The organism is Streptomyces sp. NPDC056144, assembly GCF_042264145.1.
Lineage (GTDB): Bacteria > Actinomycetota > Actinomycetes > Streptomycetales > Streptomycetaceae > Streptomyces.
In genome coordinates this window covers 302,122-318,293 of sequence record NZ_JBHJVF010000002.1, presented here as the reverse complement: position 1 = coordinate 318,293, position 16,172 = coordinate 302,122, and the positions used below count along the sequence as shown (strand labels likewise).

General features: G+C 72.2%; 11 protein-coding genes. 8 read left to right on the top strand and 3 right to left on the bottom strand.

Annotation, left to right across the window (positions count from 1 at the left end; genetic code table 11):
• Window positions 1-272: 272 nt before the first annotated feature.
• Window positions 273-815, bottom strand: a complete 543-nt coding sequence (locus ACFC0Z_RS07990) for a MarR family winged helix-turn-helix transcriptional regulator (RefSeq protein ID WP_376433985.1) — start codon at window positions 813-815, stop codon at window positions 273-275.
• 232 nt (window positions 816-1,047) lie between these two features.
• Here ACFC0Z_RS07990 and ACFC0Z_RS07985 point away from each other — a divergent pair, with 232 nt between their 5' ends.
• On the top strand, window positions 1,048-2,121 hold the full coding sequence (locus ACFC0Z_RS07985) for an alkene reductase (RefSeq protein WP_376433983.1): 1,074 nt from the start codon (window positions 1,048-1,050) through the stop codon (window positions 2,119-2,121).
• A 22-nt stretch (window positions 2,122-2,143) separates the two neighbouring features.
• Window positions 2,144-2,572 carry a PPOX class F420-dependent oxidoreductase gene (locus ACFC0Z_RS07980; RefSeq protein ID WP_376433981.1) on the top strand — a complete coding sequence of 143 codons (429 nt, stop codon included), beginning with the start codon at window positions 2,144-2,146 and terminating at the stop codon, window positions 2,570-2,572.
• Window positions 2,573-2,675: 103 nt separating this feature from the next.
• On the opposite strand, the gene ACFC0Z_RS07975 is transcribed toward ACFC0Z_RS07980, so the two are convergent.
• Window positions 2,676-6,032, bottom strand: a complete 3,357-nt coding sequence (locus ACFC0Z_RS07975; protein WP_376433979.1) for a S8 family serine peptidase — start codon at window positions 6,030-6,032, stop codon at window positions 2,676-2,678.
• A gap of 383 nt (window positions 6,033-6,415) precedes the next feature.
• Between ACFC0Z_RS07975 and ACFC0Z_RS07970 the strand changes: the two genes are divergently transcribed.
• Together ACFC0Z_RS07970 and ACFC0Z_RS07965 are read left to right on the top strand one after the other, a co-directional pair.
• On the top strand, window positions 6,416-7,993 hold the full coding sequence (locus ACFC0Z_RS07970; protein WP_376433978.1) for an amino acid permease: 1,578 nt from the start codon (window positions 6,416-6,418) through the stop codon (window positions 7,991-7,993).
• Window positions 7,994-8,054: 61 nt separating this feature from the next.
• Window positions 8,055-8,483, top strand: coding sequence for an ester cyclase (locus tag ACFC0Z_RS07965; RefSeq protein ID WP_376433976.1), 429 nt, complete (start codon window positions 8,055-8,057; stop codon window positions 8,481-8,483).
• 18 nt (window positions 8,484-8,501) lie between these two features.
• On the opposite strand, the gene ACFC0Z_RS07960 is transcribed toward ACFC0Z_RS07965, so the two are convergent.
• Window positions 8,502-9,191, bottom strand: coding sequence for a TetR/AcrR family transcriptional regulator (locus ACFC0Z_RS07960; RefSeq protein WP_376433974.1), 690 nt, complete (start codon window positions 9,189-9,191; stop codon window positions 8,502-8,504).
• 157 nt (window positions 9,192-9,348) lie between these two features.
• Between ACFC0Z_RS07960 and ACFC0Z_RS07955 the strand changes: the two genes are divergently transcribed.
• From ACFC0Z_RS07955 to atzF, 4 genes are read left to right on the top strand one after another with little or no spacing between them, the layout of a single operon-like run.
• On the top strand, window positions 9,349-10,203 hold the full coding sequence (locus ACFC0Z_RS07955; RefSeq protein ID WP_376433972.1) for an urea amidolyase associated protein UAAP1: 855 nt from the start codon (window positions 9,349-9,351) through the stop codon (window positions 10,201-10,203).
• Window positions 10,200-10,877, top strand: coding sequence for an urea amidolyase associated protein UAAP2 (locus ACFC0Z_RS07950; protein WP_376433970.1), 678 nt, complete (start codon window positions 10,200-10,202; stop codon window positions 10,875-10,877). Before ACFC0Z_RS07955 ends, ACFC0Z_RS07950 begins: the two co-directional genes overlap by 4 nt.
• On the top strand, window positions 10,874-14,461 hold the full coding sequence (gene uca / locus ACFC0Z_RS07945; RefSeq protein ID WP_376433969.1) for an urea carboxylase: 3,588 nt from the start codon (window positions 10,874-10,876) through the stop codon (window positions 14,459-14,461). Before ACFC0Z_RS07950 ends, uca begins: the two co-directional genes overlap by 4 nt.
• Window positions 14,458-16,152 (top strand): allophanate hydrolase, encoded by a 1,695-nt coding sequence (gene atzF / locus ACFC0Z_RS07940; protein WP_376433967.1) that lies wholly within the window; start codon window positions 14,458-14,460, stop codon window positions 16,150-16,152. Before uca ends, atzF begins: the two co-directional genes overlap by 4 nt.
• The last annotated feature ends 20 nt before the right edge of the window (window positions 16,153-16,172 follow it).

The following is a 16,172-nucleotide window of genomic DNA, read 5'->3' as shown; positions in this document are numbered from 1 at the left end:
CGGTACGTCTCCGCCCAAGGCTCCACGGTCAGTTCCAGCGCGGAGTCGCCGCCATGACGGATCGGCAGCCGTGCTGTTCCGACGCTGCCCATCCCCGTACCTCTCCTTGCCTCTACGAGCGGTTCCGCAGCCGCAGACCCTACGGGACCCTATGACCGGATCATCGTGCAAGGCGTTGATGATCACGTCGGTTCTTCCTCCTGCGCGGCGGGGCCCAGGGGGCGTATCGGCTCGACGCAGTTCAGGCATCGAGGGAGTCGGGGCCGCTCGCGTCAGGGCGTGGCCTCGGCGGAGGCGTCCTGGTGTGCGTGACGGGTCGCGGCCAGGGCCAGGTTCGCTTCGATGTCTTCCAGGACCCGAACGGCGTCGGCCTTGCCGTCGGGGGTGAGTTCTCCGGTGGCGCACCGCTCCAGCTCTGCCCACAGCTCGTCCACCTGGTGGCGAAGGGCGAGGCTGGCCTCGGTGGGTTCGATGATGGTCGCGCGTTTGTCGGTGGGGCTGGGGCGGCGGCGGACGAAGCCCGCGTGTTCGAGCCGCTTGACGGTACGGGCCATGGTGGCCGCGTCGGAGCCGAGGAGCCGGACGAGATCCGTCTGGCGCTGCGGGCCGAGGTCCCACAACTGCATCATCACGAGTTCCTGGCCGGGGTGGAGGCCGACCCGGCGCAGGAGCTGTCCGGCGAGCATGCGGTGCAGCCGGGCGACGCGGAAGATCGCGTGCGTCAGGGGTCCGGCCTGGACCGATGGAGGCATCGGCATCCGCGCGGCCGCGGCGGCGTCGTCCGTACAGACGGGCTCGGAGTCGGGACGGGGCATGCTGCGCAGCTCTTCTCTATGTTACTGCTCGGACATATAAGTCCAGCCTAACGTGCCTTCTGGCGAGGGGCATGCGTGCTGTGCTCAGGGAATCAGCTGTTCATTGAGGCCAGTCGAGTGGGTCTGGGAGATCGGGAATGCGCCTGGAGGTTTACCTGTTCGAGCAAGTAAATGCCGATGTCCTGGCACTCACCGCCTCGCGCAGACCGTTCGAAGACAAGGAACCACGACCATGGGCACGAGCTTCACCCCCTACGACCTGGCCGGTACGCGACTGGCCAACCGCATCGCCATGGCGCCGATGACGCGCAGCCGCGCCTACGGGCCCGGGCAGAGCCCGACGGAGCTGACGGCGACCTACTACGTGCAGCGGGCGAGCGCCGGGCTGATCATCACGGAGGGCACCCAGCCCTCCGTCGTCGGTCAGGGCTACCCCTCCACTCCCGGTATCCACTCCGAGGAGCAGATCGCGGCCTGGCGCAAGGTCACCGAGGCGGTGCACGCCGAAGGCGGCGTGATCTTCCTGCAGCTCATGCACACCGGCCGGATCGGCCATCCGAGTCTGACCGGACTCACCCCGGTCGGCCCGTCCGCGGTCAAGGCCGCGGGGCAGGTGTACACGGAGGACGGTCCGCAGGACTTCGTGACCCCGCACGAGCTGACCGAGCCGGAGATCACCGAGACGATCGCCGACCTCGTCGCCGCGGCGCGCAACGCCGTCGAGGCGGGGTTCGACGGCGTGGAACTGCACGGAGCCAACGGCTACCTCATCCACCAGTTCCTCGCCCCGAACACCAACCGGCGCACCGACGCCTGGGGCGGCGACCCCGGCCGGCGGATCCGGTTCGCCGTGGAGAGCGCGAAGGCCGTCGTCGAGGCCATCGGCCCCGACAAGGTCGGCTTCCGCCTCTCGCCCGGCAACCCGTACAACGACATCGACGAGAGCGACCGCCCGGACGTCGAGGCCACCTACACCGCCCTCGTCGAGGCGCTCGCCCCGCTGAACCTGGCCTACCTCCACCACATGGAGGCCGCCGACATGCGCGACCTGGTCGTCCGGCTGCGCCAGGCATGGCCGGGTACGTTCATCCTCAACCCGTACAGCGGCAAGGAGCCCACCGGCCCCGACGCCCTCGACCTCATCGAGGACGGCACCGCCGACCTGATCGCCTTCGGCGGTCTCTTCCTCGCCAACCCCGACCTGCCGGCCCGCCTCGCCGCCGGCGGTCCCTACAACACTCCCGACCGCGCCGGCTTCTTCGGCGGCGACCACCGGGGCTACACCGACTACCCCACCCTGCCCTGACCACGAGAGGACGGTCCTCCCCGTGTCCTTCACCGAAGAAGAGGTCGCGTACATCCGCTCCCAGCGCCTGGCCCGTATCGCGACCGTCTCGACCGACGGCCAGCCCGACGCGACCCCGGTCGGCTTCGAGTTCGACGGCCGGCACTTCTACGTCGGCGGCTACAACCCGACCAACACCCGCCGCTCCCGGAACGTACGCGACGGGAACCACAAGGTGGCACTCGTCATCGACGACCTCCTCTCCGTCACGCCGTGGATCCCGCGCTATCTGCGGATCTACGGAACGGCCGAGCTGGTCACCCGGCGGGCCCGCGGCGGCGAGCACCAGATCCTGAAGATCACCCCACTGACCTCCTGGAGCATGAACCTCTCCGGTACGTGGTCAGCCGGCAGCAGCCACAGCCCGCACCCCCGCAAGACCCAACATCAGCAACCCGGCGAAATCGGGTGACCCGGCCCGCGCGAAGGCCCGGCGTCACCAGGGGGATGGTGACGCCGGGCCGGCTCGGTGGTGGTGCTGTGGTGCTGTGCTGATGTGGCTTACGCGCCGAGGATCACTTGCCGAGGAAGGCGTTGTGGACGGTGACCGTCGACCGGTTGTCCTGCTTGTCGGCGACGACGGCCTTCAGGGAGAGCGCCTTGCCCTTCTCCGGCGCGCGCACGGTGACCTTGCCCGCGACGACCGGGACCGACCGCCAGGTCTGGCCGTCGTACGAGACCTGGACCCGCAGGGTCTTGAGGTTGTCTCCGGCCGCCGCGCCCTGGACGACGACGGGGAAGGTCTGGAGCACGCCCGCCGGAGCGGTGGAGTCCAGGGCGAGCTTCGGCTGGAAGCGGACCGTGGAGACGGGCAGTTCGGCCGGGGCGCCGGCGCTGCGGGCCGAGGTGAACGTCCACGAGGCGTCGATGCGCGTCCCGGTGCGGTTGTACTTCGGGTCGCGGTTGACCGTGGTCGCCACCGTGTACGTCGCGGACTCCGCCGGCAGCGTGAAGCTCTCCCGGTCGACGGCGCCGTCCTTCTGCGCGTACAGCACACCGTTGCGGTGGACGGTCGTCGTCGCGCTGCTGTAGCGGGCGTTCCCGTAGTGGCCCGCTCCGTCGCCGACCATCGTGAACGTGCCGTAGATGTCGTCGTCGGAGCGCACGATCCCCTCGCCCGGCTCCATCCGCGGCCCGACCACACCGACGTTGACGTTCCTGGTGTACGTGGTCCCCGGCTTCAGCTGGGGCTCGGTGCCGAGGAAGTACCCGACGTCGATGGGCCGGCCGCCGTCGGCGTCCGCCTCGCCCAGAACGAGCGCGTTGACGCTCCAGCCGATCCCGTCGTCCGTGCTCAGGTACAGCTTCTGGGTGCCCGGCGCCGGGTGGGAGGGATAGAAGTCGACGAAGCCGCCCGCGTCGGGCAGTGAGCCCTCCGCCGAGAGGGCTCCGGCCATGCCGGGCGCGGACGCCCCGAAGCCGACCTTGACCAGGGCGAGATCCTTGGCCGTGTAGACCTTCTCGTAGCCGGTGGACAGTTCCTTGACCGCGCCGCCCGCGAGGGTCTGGTAGACGCTCGTACCCTGCTCCCAGCGGGCCGACCACTGCTCGGTGAGGGTGGCGTCCGCTCCCACCGAGCCCTGTCGAGCCGTGCGGACGTTGTCGAAACTCCGCGCGTCGAAGCCCTGGGCGTACCCGGCCTCGGGCGTCGAGACCGTGTAGAACATCCCCACGCGCGTCTGCCGGGCGGCCGCGTCCGGCACCTTGACCGTCACCGGCCGGGTCGTCCGGGCGTCGAGGGTGACGGTGGCGGGTCCGGTCACCGTGAGCCGCGGGTTGTGGATCAGGTCGAGGCCCTTGCGCGCATCCGCGGGGTCGACCTGCATGTCGGCCTGGAGGTTGTAGGTGCCGCGGGGCAGGCGGACCGTCGCGGAACCCGAGGACAGGTCCGGGAGGAACTGCTGCTCCGAGGCGAGGCCCTCGTAGCCGTACAGGTCGGCGCCCCAGACGGCGCCGGGCGCGTCGGGCCGCCCCACCGTCTCGAAGGTCACGTCGTACGACTCGACCTCACGGTCCACCGTGGCCGGGGTGCGCACGCTCTGGCCGGCTCCGGACGCGACGACCGTGGCCGCGTACGAACCGTCGACCGCGCCGCCGATACGGGTGTCGGCCGTCAGGTCCACCGAGGCGGTGCCGCCCGCCGGGACGGTGATCCGCTGGGCCCCGAGGGTGAAGAACCCGGCGGGTGCGGGCTGCCCGTCACCACCGGTGGGCGCGTCGAGCGACAGGTCGAGCGTCACGTCGGCGGTGCCGCCGTTGCGGTAGGTGACCTGCTTGGTGACGGGGGCGTCGTCGTCGTGGGGCCACTGCTGGCGGCCCAGGTGGACCGGTCCGCCTTCGGAGAGGACCGTCTGGTCGATCGCCCGGTCGACGGAGAGACGGCCCGCGCCCTGCGCGAACACCGAGTCCGCGCTGCCCTTGGCCGAGCCGGTCAGGGCCGCCTTGAGCTGCGCCCCCGTCCAGGTGGGGTTCTTCTGCTTGAGGATCGCCGCGGCGCCCGCGACGTGCGGGGTCGCCATCGACGTACCGTCGAGCGAGACGTAGCCCGGCGGGTTCTGGTCCGGGGTGCCGTTCGCGGCGGCAGCCGTGATCCCCACGCCAGGGGCGCTGATGTCGGGCTTGACCGCGTGGTCCTCCTTGCGGGGGCCGAGCGCGGAGAAGGGGGCGAGCCGGTCCTCGTCGTCGACGGCGCCGACGGTCAGGGCCGCTTCGGCGGTGCCCGGCGAGTTGACCGTGCCCGGACGGGGATCCCAGAGGTTGCCCGCGGCGACGGCGAACAGGACGCCCTTCTCCGCGGAGACCTTGTTGATGTGGGCTTCCAGCGGGTCGATCCCGGGGCGGTCGGCGCTGCCGAGGCTCATGTTGATGATGTCGGCGCCCTGGGACACGGCCCAGTCGATCCCGGCGATGGACTCGGAGTCGCTGCCGTAGCCGTAGTCGTCGAGGACCTTCGCGTTGATCAGCTGCGCCCCTGGGGCCACGCCCTTGAACCGGCCGTCCTTCGCGCCCGTACCGGCCGCGGTGGAGGCGACGTGCGTGCCGTGCCCGACGCGGTCCACGGTGTCCGCGGAGCGGCTGAAGTTGCGTGCCGCCGCGACCCGTCCGGCCAGGTCCGGGTGGGTGTCGTCGATGCCGGTGTCCAGGACCGCGATCTTCACGCCGGTGCCGTCGAGCGAGCGGTTCCAGGCCGCGGGGGCGCCTATCTGGCCGGTGGAGCGGTCGAGCGACGCCTTCCGCACGCCGTCCAGCCAGATCTTCGCGATGCCGGCGGTGCTCGCCGCCGAGCCGTCGGCCTGGGGGCGGGTCAGGGTCTCCCACAGCGCCTCGGTGCTGTCGGCGGCGCTGGTGACGGCATCGGCGCCGAGGGAGGGCAGGGTCCGGTTGACGGTGACGCCCTCTGAAGCCCGTACCTCGCTGCGGGCGGACTGGGCCGCCGCGCCCCGGTAGCCGACGATCACCTTGAGGCCGCCCCGGTAGGCCTTGCGGCTCTCCGGCTCGGCGAGTCCGGTGACGTCGAACAGCCGCCGGTCGAGCGTGCCGTCGGCGACAAGCCGACGGGCGTCGCGCGGCATCACGTACGTGCGGCCTTCATGGACCTGGGTGAAGAAGGGGACGTCCTCACGGCCCTTGGCGCGCTCGATGCCCGCGACCCGGCCCTTGGAGTCCACGAGGACCCGGTCGCCGGTGATCAGGACGACGGTGTGCACGTCCTTGCCCGGCGCGGCGTTCTTGCCCGGCGCGGTGCTCTTGTTCGGCCCGGCGTTCTTGCCGCCGTCCTGTGCCGACACCGGGCTGGTCATACCCGCTGTCAGAGCCACGGCGGCAGCGGCGGCGACCGTGACCGCGTACGCCTTCTTTACTGGTGTGCGCAAAACTCCCCCTGCTCAGGAGCGAATCGGGCGGGCGGGGGCCTGGCCCGAACGGGGGCGTCATCAGACATGCGTACGCCCCGGATTCCTGAAGTATGCCGAGGGCTTTCGGGGGCACTCAATGATCGTTCTGTGACGGGACGTTGACCATGTGAAGACGTGCCGGGAGGGGTGGCAGGGTCCGGCCGACCGTGGCGAACATCCCAATAAATAGCATCTCTTGACGCATTTCGGGCGCGGCCTGGAGCTGTGGGTGCGGCCGCCGCCGGGAGAGGAGTCACTAACGGTCGGGACACGGCCGCGACATGTGACGGAAACCGGTCCCCCCTAATTTCTGTCACTCGACAGGAACTACACGGAACTCGCCTCCGCGACAGGGGACCAACATGACCGTGACCGACCCCGCCCCCTCGGCATCACCCCCGTCCGACACCGCCGCATCCGCCGCATCCGCCGCATCCGCCGCATCCGCCGCGTCAGCCGCCGGCGACACCTCGCTCGCGGGCTTCGGCTACCAGCAGGAGCTACGGCGGCGGATGGGGCGGTACGCGTCGTTCGCCGCCGGGTTCTCGTTCATCTCCGTCCTGACCACGGTCTTCCAGTTCTTCGCCCTCGGCTACTCCTTCGGCGGGCCGCGCTTCTTCTGGACCTGGCCCGTCGTCCTCGTCGGCCAGCTGCTGGTCGCCGCCTGCTTCGCCGAACTCGCCGCCCGGATGCCCATCGCGGGGGCGATCTACCAGTGGGCCAGTCGCCTCGGCACTCCCGCATTCGGCTGGTACGCGGGCTGGATCATGGTGATCGGCCGGATCGTGGTCGTGGCGGCCGCCGCCCTCGCGCTCCAAGTCGTCCTGCCCGCCGTATGGTCCGGCTTCCAGCTCGTCGGCGACGACCCCTCGCCCACCTCGACGAGCGGCGCCGCCAACGCCGCCGTCCTCGGCCTGGTCCTCCTCGCGCTCACCACGCTGCTCAACGTCCTCGACAACCGCGTCCTCTCGGCCGTCAACACCCTCGGTGTCACCGCCGAGATCGCCGGCGTCGCCCTCATCGTCATCCTCCTCGCCACCCACGCCGAGCGCGATCCCGGCATCACCCTGCACACCGGCGGCGAGGGCGGGCTCATCGCCGCGCTCCTGGTGGGTTCGTTCACCGCCGCGTACGTCCTCATCGGCTTCGAGAGCGCGAGCGAGATGAGCGAGGAGACCGTCAACCCCCGTCGTACGGCCCCGCGTACGACGCTCTCCGCGCTCACGACCTCGGGGATCTGCGGCGGACTCCTGCTGCTCGGTGGGCTGATCGCCGCGCCGAGCCTCACGGACGGGCGGCTGGCCACGGAAGGCCTGAGCTACGTGCTCACCAGCACCCTGGGCGACGGCCTCGGCAAGGTCCTCCTCGCCGACGTGGCCCTGGCCATCTGCGCGGCGACCCTGGCGATCCAGACCTCGGCCACGCGCATGCTCTACTCGATGGCGCGCGACGGGGTCCTGCCCCGGTCGCGGCAGCTGGCGCGGGTGCCGCAGCGGACGGGGATGCCCGGTACGGCCGCGGTGGTGGTCGGCGTCTGCGCGGCCGTGCTCCTTCTGCTCAACCTGGCCTCACCTCAGGCGTTCCTGGCGATCGGCACCACCTGCATCGCGATGGTGTACCTGGCGTACGCGATGGTCACCGGACCGATGCTCGTACGGCGCCTCCGGGGCGAGTGGCCGGCGACGGGCGACGACGAGCGGGGCGAGCGGGACGAGCTCGGCAGGCCGCTGTTCTCCCTCGGCCGCTGGGGACTGCCCGTCAACGTGCTCGCCGTCGTCTACGGACTGTTCATGACGGTCAACCTCTCCTGGCCGCGCGCCGCCGTGTACGACCCGGAGGGCGGCCACTGGTACTTCCAGTGGTTCACCGTCCTGGTCCTCGCGGCCACGGTCGCCACGGGCGCGGCGTACCGCCGGTACCGGCATCGGCACCAGGACTAGAACCCGGGGGAGAGGAGTCCCCAGCTCCGTCCCCGCGTGCTGCGGATGCCAGACTTCGACCATGATCGATGCCAAGGAAACCGTCCGCCAGTTCCTCCTGCAGGTGCGTTCGGGACAGCACCCGGACCGGGCCGGCCGCTTCATGGCCGACCGGGTCCGGGCCCACCAGGTCGTCTCCGAGGCGCCGATGGTCGTGGAGCGGACGCCGCAGCAGTACACCGAGCACGTCCAGGAGATGCTCGACGCGTACGGTGCCTTCACGCTGACCGTGGACGAGCTCATCGCCGAAGGGGACCGGGTGTACGCCCGCTGGACGCAGAACGGGCGGCACGTCGGCACCGTCGACGGCCACCCGCCGACCGGCGCACCGGTCACGGCGATGACCAGCGCCGTCTACCGCGTCGAGGACGGACTCATCGTCGAGTACTGGATCCAGATCGACCGGGAGGGCGTCACCGCCCAGCTGCGGCAGGACGGCTCCGTGAGCTGATCCGGAACCCGCCCACCGTCAGTCATCCGCCGCGAGGAGCGCCCGCCCCTCGCGGCGGAGCCGTGCCAGGGAGCGTTGCGGCATCCCAGCCACCCGCAGTGCCGCGTCGGCCGTCGCCGTGGCCAGCGCGTCCGGTACGTGGTCGGGGCCGGCGCGCCGGATGAGGATCACGCTCTCGGTGAGGCCGAAGACGAGGTCCGTACGCAGTTCCAGGTCCTCCGGAGAGAGGGCGGAACCGGGCTCGGTGGCGGCGAGTAGCGTCCCGTAGCAGGACTTGAGCTCCGACCGCACCCGGTGGAAGACGGCGAACCGCTCCGCCTGGACCTCGGGCAGCAGGTAGAGCGCCCCGAGGTTGTGCGGGCCGCCGCAGAGCAGCACGGCGTCCGAGTGGCACAGCGCCCACAACCGGGCCTCCGGGGGCGCCTCGGCGTGGGCCACGAGTCGGCGTGCCACGTCCAGTGAGGGGTGGACGGTGCTTTCGAGGAGCGCCGCGAGGATCGCTTCCTTGCCGTCGAAGTGGTGGTACAGGGACGCCTGTCGCATGCCGGCGCGTTCGGCGATCGTCCGGGTGGAGGTCGCGGTGTAGCCGTGGTGGGTGAACAGCTCCGCCGACGCGGCGAGGACTTCCTCGCGCGGCGTGAGGCCGCCGTCCGAGGGACGCTCCTGGGCCCGTGGGCGGCCGACTTTTCTGCGGGTGGGCGTGGTCACTCCGCGATCCTCGCACAGGGGTGGCGACTGCCCGAGGGGCGAGCCGTGTACGTGAGTTCCCGGTAACCGGTCCGAAACGCCGGAGCAATGGCGGCGAAGCGCCCGGTCCCTAATTTCTGTCAAGCGACAGAAACTACTTCGGACTGGAGGTCGAGCCATGGCGACACCGTCGGACACACCGTCAGCGACCGCGTCGGCGTACGGGGCGCGTGACCACGCCCGCGCACAGGAGGGCACGCGGGTCGACGCCATGCCCCTGCTGCCCGCGAGCGGCTGGCCCACCCCTCCCGAGGGCGTCGCCGCCGCCGACGTCGTCTGGGCCGAGACCGTGGCGGGCGGCAACTACACCCACAAGGTCCTCGCCCGCGGCACCGAACTGCGGCTGACCGACCTCACCGGCGACGCCTGCGCGCACCTCCTGCTCCACAGCGCCACCCGCCCCTGGGAACGCCTCAACGTCGCCGACACCGTCAAGGTCCTCTGGAACGCCTACCTCGGCGAGGGACACCTGCTCCTCTCCGACCAGGGCCGCGTGCTCGCCTCCCTCGTCGAGGACACCTCCGGACGCCACGACACCCTCACCGGCACCTCCACCCTCGCGCGCAACACCGCGCGGTACGGGGACGGCACCTCGCAGTCCGCCTCCCCGGCCGGGCGGGAACTGTTCAAGCTCGCCGCGTCGAAGAACGGCCTCGCCCCGCGCGACCTCCCTCCGTCCGTCTCCTTCTTCCAGGGCGTACGGATCGCCGAGGACGGCACCACCGAGTTCACCGGCTCCGCCGGCCCCGGCCGTTCCGTCACCCTCCGCGCCGAACAGGACGTCACCGTCCTCCTCGCCAACGCCGCCCACCCGCTGGACCCGCGCACCGCGTACACCTGCGGAAACCTCCAGGTCCTCGCGTACCGGGCCCGCCCGACCGCCCCCGGCGACCCGCTGTGGGAGACCACCCCGGAAGGCCGCCGCGCCTTCCTCAACACCGCCGAGCACCTCACCGCCCAGGGGATCGCATGACCGCCACCTTCCCGGGACGCGTCGTCTCGGACGAGATCGTTCCCGCGCGAGCCGCCTGGTCCGCGACCGTCCGCGCGGGCCAGCTCCTCACCGTCACCGACCTGTACGGCAACCAGGCCGCGGACTTCCTCCTCTACGACGCCCACGACACCGCCGTGCGCTACAGCGCCCCCGACACCATCCAGGCCCAGGGCTCCCTCTTCCTCACCACCGGCTCCGTCCTCCTCTCCAACGAGCACACCCCGCTGATGACGGTCGTCGAGGACACCTGCGGCCGTCACGACACCATCGGCGGCGCCTGCTCCAAGGAGTCCAACACCCTCCGCTACGGCCACCACACCTGGTCGCAGCACGCCTGCGTGGAGAACTTCCTCGCCGAGGGCAGCCGGCACGGCCTCGGCAAGCGCGACCTGGTCTCCAACATCAACTGGTTCATGAACGTGCCCGTCGAGAAGGACGGCACCCTCGGCATCGTCGACGGCATCTCCGCCCCGGGCCTGAAAGTCGTCCTCCGCGCCGAGACCGACGTCCTCGCCCTGCTGTCCAACTGCCCGCAGATCAACAACCCCTGCAACGGCTTCGACCCGACCGCCGTCCGGATGACGATCACCGAGCCCGAGCCCGAGCCCGCACCCGCACCCGCACCCGAGCCCGACGAGGACCGCACACGATGACCTTCGACACCCTGCTCGTCGCCAACCGCGGCGAGATCGCGGCCCGCGTCATCCGCACCGCCCGCCGCCTCGGCCTGCGTACCGTCGCCGTGTACTCCGACGCCGACCGCGGCGCCGCGCACGTCCGGCTCGCCGACGAGGCCGTCCGCCTCGGCCCCGCGCCGGCCAAGGAGTCCTACCTCGACGCCGAGCTCGTCCTGAAGGCCGCAGAAGCGACCGGCGCCGGAGCGATCCACCCCGGCTACGGATTCCTCTCCGAGGACGCCGACTTCGCCCGCCGCTGCGCCGCCGCCGGCATCGTCTTCGTCGGCCCCACGCCCGGCCAACTGGACCTGTTCGGCGCCAAGCACACCGCACGCGCCGCCGCCGAAGCGGCCGGCGTACCGCTCGCCCCCGGCACCGGCCTCCTCCCCGACGTCACCGCGGCCCTCACCGCCGCCGAGGAGATCGGCTACCCGGTGATGCTCAAGGCCACGGGCGGCGGAGGAGGCATCGGCATGCGCGCCTGCCACGACCCCGCCGACCTCGCCGACGCCTGGGAACGGGTGCAGCGGGTGGCCGCCGCCTCCTTCTCCTCCGCCGGCGTCTTCCTGGAACGGCTGGTCGAGCGGGCCCGCCACGTCGAGGTCCAGGTCTTCGGCGACGGCGAGGGCCGGGTCGTCACCTTCGGCGACCGCGACTGCTCCCTCCAGCGCCGCAACCAGAAGGTCCTGGAGGAGGCCCCGGCCCCCGGTCTCCCGGACCGCGTCCGGCGCGGCCTCGCCGACGCCGCCCGGGACCTGTGCGCCTCGGTCGCCTACCGCTCGGCCGGGACCGTCGAGTTCGTGTACGACGCCGCCCGCGAGGAGGCGTACTTCCTGGAGGTCAACACACGCCTCCAGGTCGAGCACCCGGTCACCGAGGCGATCTACGGCGTCGACCTCGTCGAGTGGATGATCCGCCTCGCCCAGGGCGACACCGCCGTCGTCACCGAACCGCCCGCGCCCCGGGGACACGCCGTCGAAGCCCGGCTCTATGCCGAGGACCCTTCCCGCGACCACCGCCCCAGCGCCGGACTGCTGACCCGCGTCGCCTTCCCCGACGACGTCCGCGTCGACACCTGGGTGGAGACCGGCACCGAGGTCACCACCTCGTACGACCCCATGCTCGCCAAGCTCGTCGCCCACGGAGCCGACCGCGCCGAGGCGCTCGACCGGCTCGACGCGGCGCTCGCCGCGACCCGCGTCGACGGCATCGAGACCAACCTCGGCCTGGTACGGGCCGCGCTCCGGGCCCCCGATGTCCGCGCCGCCGGCCACTCGACGGCCACGCTCGCCGGAATCGCCGACCCCACACCCCGTATCGAGGTCGTCGTACCCGGCACCCTGACCACGGTCCAGGACTGGCCCGGGCGCACCGGCCACTGGCAGGTCGGCGTGCCCCCGAGCGGGCCCATGGACGACCTGTCGTTCCGCCTCGGCAACACCGCGCTCGGCAACGACGAGGGCGCCCCCGGCCTGGAATGCACCCTCCAGGGCCCCTCCCTCAGGTTCACCCACCCGACGACCGTCTGCGTGACCGGCGCCCCCGCGCACGTGACGGTCGACGGCCAGACCGTGCCCCAGTGGGAGCCGGTCACCGTCGACCCCGGGCAGACGCTTGCCGTCGGCGCGCCCGACGACCGGGGACTGCGCACGTACGTGCTGTTCGCGGGCGGTCTGGACGTGCCGGAGTTCCTGGGCAGCGCGGCCACGTTCACCCTGGGCCGGTTCGGCGGCCACGGCGGCCGCGCGCTGCGCGCCGGCGACGTCCTGCACGGCGGGGAACAACGCATGGAGACCTCCGTCGTCCTCCTCGACGAGCGGCCCGCCTTCGGCACCACCTGGCAAATCGGCGCGGTCGAAGGCCCGCACGCCGCACCGGAGTTCTTCACCGAGGACGACATCCGTGACTTCTACGCGGCCGAGTGGACCGTGCACTTCAACTCGGCGCGCACCGGTGTCCGTCTCGTCGGCCCCAAGCCCCGCTGGGCACGTACGGACGGCGGCGAGGCGGGCCTGCACCCGTCCAACATCCACGACACCCCGTACTCCGTCGGCGCCGTCGACTACACCGGCGACATGCCCGTCCTCCTCGGCCCCGACGGGCCCTCCCTCGGCGGTTTCGTCTGCCCGGCGACGGTCGTGACCGGCCAGCGGTGGAAACTCGGCCAGCTCCGGCCCGGCGACACCGTCCGCTTCGTCCCGGTGACCGCGCAGGCGGCCGCCGCGCTGCGGCGCGACCCCGTAGCGGCTCCGCGCGCCGACCGCCCGGCCACGGTCGACGGCGGCGTCCTGGCCCGCCTGGCGGAGACCGGTACCCGCCCGGCGGTCACCTACCGGCGCAGCGGCGACGACAACCTCCTCATCGAGTACGGACCCATGCAGCTCGACCTCGCGCTGCGCATGCGCGTCCACGCGCTCGCCGAGGCCCTGGCCGCGCTCGGGCACCCCGGCATCACCGACCTCACACCCGGCATCCGCTCGCTCCAGGTCCAGACGAACCCCGACGCCCTGCCGCAGGACGCACTCCTCGACCTCGCCCTGCGCGTGGAGGAGGAACTGCCCGCCACCGACGACCTGGTCGTGCCCAGCAGAACCGTGCACCTGCCGCTCTCCTGGGACGACCCCGCCACCCGCGAAGCCATCGCCCGGTACGAGGCGGGCGTCCGCGACGACGCCCCCTGGTGCCCCTCCAACATCGAGTTCATCCGCCGCGTCAACGGCCTGGACACGGCCGACGACGTCCACCGCACCGTCTTCGAGGCCGAGTACCTGGTCCTCGGCCTCGGCGACGTCTACCTCGGCGCGCCCGTCGCCACCCCGCTGGACCCACGGCACCGGCTGGTCACCACCAAGTACAACCCGGCCCGCACCTGGACCGCGGAGAACTCGGTCGGCATCGGCGGCGCCTATCTGTGCATTTACGGGATGGAGGGCCCGGGCGGCTACCAGTTCGTCGGCCGCACTACGCAGGTGTGGTCGGGCTGGCAGCAGCGCGGCGCGTTCGAGCCGGGCAAGCCCTGGCTGATGCGCTTCTTCGACCGGATCAGGTGGTACCCGGTCGGGGCCGAGGAACTCCTGGACCTGCGCGCCGACATCACCTCGGGCCGCTTCGTACCGAAGACCGAGGAAGGCACCTTCTCGCTCGCCGAGTACCAGGCCTTCCTCGACGAGAACGCCGACTCGATCGCCGCGTTCCGGGCCCGGCAGGGCGCGGCGTTCGGATCCGAGCGCGACGCCTGGGAGGCCGCCGGAGAGTTCGCCCGCGCAGAGGCCGCCGCCGAGACCGCGCCGCCGGTCACCGACGTCGAGGTGCCCGAGGGCGGCCGCCTGGTCGAGGCGGAACTCACCGCCGGCGTCTGGCAGGTCAACGTGGAGGTCGGCGACCGGGTGTCGGCGGGTCAACAGCTCGTGGCCCTGGAGGCGATGAAAATGGAGTCCCCGGTGTGGGCGCCCGCCGACGGCGTGGTCGCGGAGATCCTGGTCAAGCCGGGCAGTCAGGTCGAGGCGGGCGCCGCGCTCGTCGTCCTCGGCCCCGTCGAGAACGCGGAGGTGACCGCGTGAGCAGCGCGGTGGAACGCGTACGGGCTGCGTACGCCCGCATCGCCCAGGTCGACCGGCCCGAGGTGTGGATCGGCCTGCGCCCCCAGGAGGACGCGGCGGCGGACGCCGCCGCGGTCGACGCCAGGACGGCTTCCGGTACGCGTCTACTCCTGGCCGGAACGGTGTTCGCGGTGAAGGGCAACATCGACGTCGCCGGGCTCCCGACGACCGCGGGCTGCCCCTCGTACGCGTACGAGCCCGCCGCCGACGCCCCGGCGGTGGCGCGCCTGAAGGCGGCGGGCGCCGTGGTCCTCGGCACCACGAACCTCGACCAGTTCGCGACCGGCCTGGTCGGCACACGCAGCCCCGACGGCGCGGTCCGCAACGCCCTCGACCCGGCCTACGTCTCCGGCGGCTCCTCCTCCGGCTCGGCGGTCGCGGTCGCCCTCGGCATCGCGGACTTCGCCCTCGGCACGGACACGGCGGGCTCGGGCAGGGTCCCCGCGGCCTTCAACGGGATCGTCGGCCTCAAGCCCACCTACGGCCTCGTCCCCACCGAGGGTGTCGTCCCGGCCTGCGCCTCGCTCGACTGCGTGACGGTCTTCGCCCGCACACTCCCCGAGGCGGAGCGGGCCCTGTCCCTCATGGCGGCGCCCCCGGCCCACGACCTCCCGCCCCTCGCGCAGCGCTCCCCGGGCCCCTGGCGGATCGCCGTGCCCGAACCCGGGGGACTGGGCGACCTCGACGAAGGCTGGGCCGAGGCCTTCGAAACGGCCACGGCCCGGCTCGCGGAGGCAGGCGCCGAGCTCGTACGGATCGACATGACGCCGTTCACCGAGGCGGCCGCCATGCTCTACGAGGGCGCGTTCGTCGCCGAGCGCTACTCGGCGGTCGGCGCCTTCCTCGACGACCACGCCGGCGCGACGGACCTCGACCCCACGGTGACGCACATCATCACCCGCGCCCGCACCCTCCCCGCCCACCGGCTCTACGAGGACCGCGAGAAACTCTCCATCCTCCGCACCCGGGCCCTGACATCCCTGGGCGACGCCGACGCCCTGCTCCTCCCGACCACGCCAGGACACCCCACCCTCGCCGAGGTCGCGACGGACCCCCTGGGCGTCAACGCCCGCCTCGGCCGCTTCACCAACTCGACCAACCTCTTCGGCCTGGCGGCGGTCGCCGTCCCGGCAGGCCAGGTAGCCGGGCGACCGTTCGGTGTCCAGCTGATCGGCCCGGCGTTCACCGACGACCGCCTCGCCCGCATCGCCGCCCTGCTCACCACCCCGCCGACGCACCTCGCGGTGGTCGGCGCGCACCTGACCGGGCAGCCCCTGAACGGGCAACTCCGCTCCCTGGGCGGCCACTTCGTCCGTACGACCACGACGTCGGCCACCTACCGCCTGTACGCACTGGACACGAGCCCGCCCAAACCCGGCCTCGTACGGACAGGCCAGGACGGCGCCCGGATCGAGGCCGAGGTCTGGAGACTCCCCGCGGAAGGCCTCGGCGCCCTCCTCGCGTCCCTGCCCCGCCCCATGACCCTCGGCAGCGTCGAACTGGCGGACGGCACCTTCGTCCCCGGCTTCCTCTGCGAACCCGGGGCCCTCGAAGGCGCCCGCGAGATCACCGCGTACGGCGGATGGCGCGCGGCCCTCGCCGCACAGGAACGCGAGGCCCCCCACCCCCACCTCCCCCTCCGAGCCCGGTGACGACCGACCGGAGCCGCACC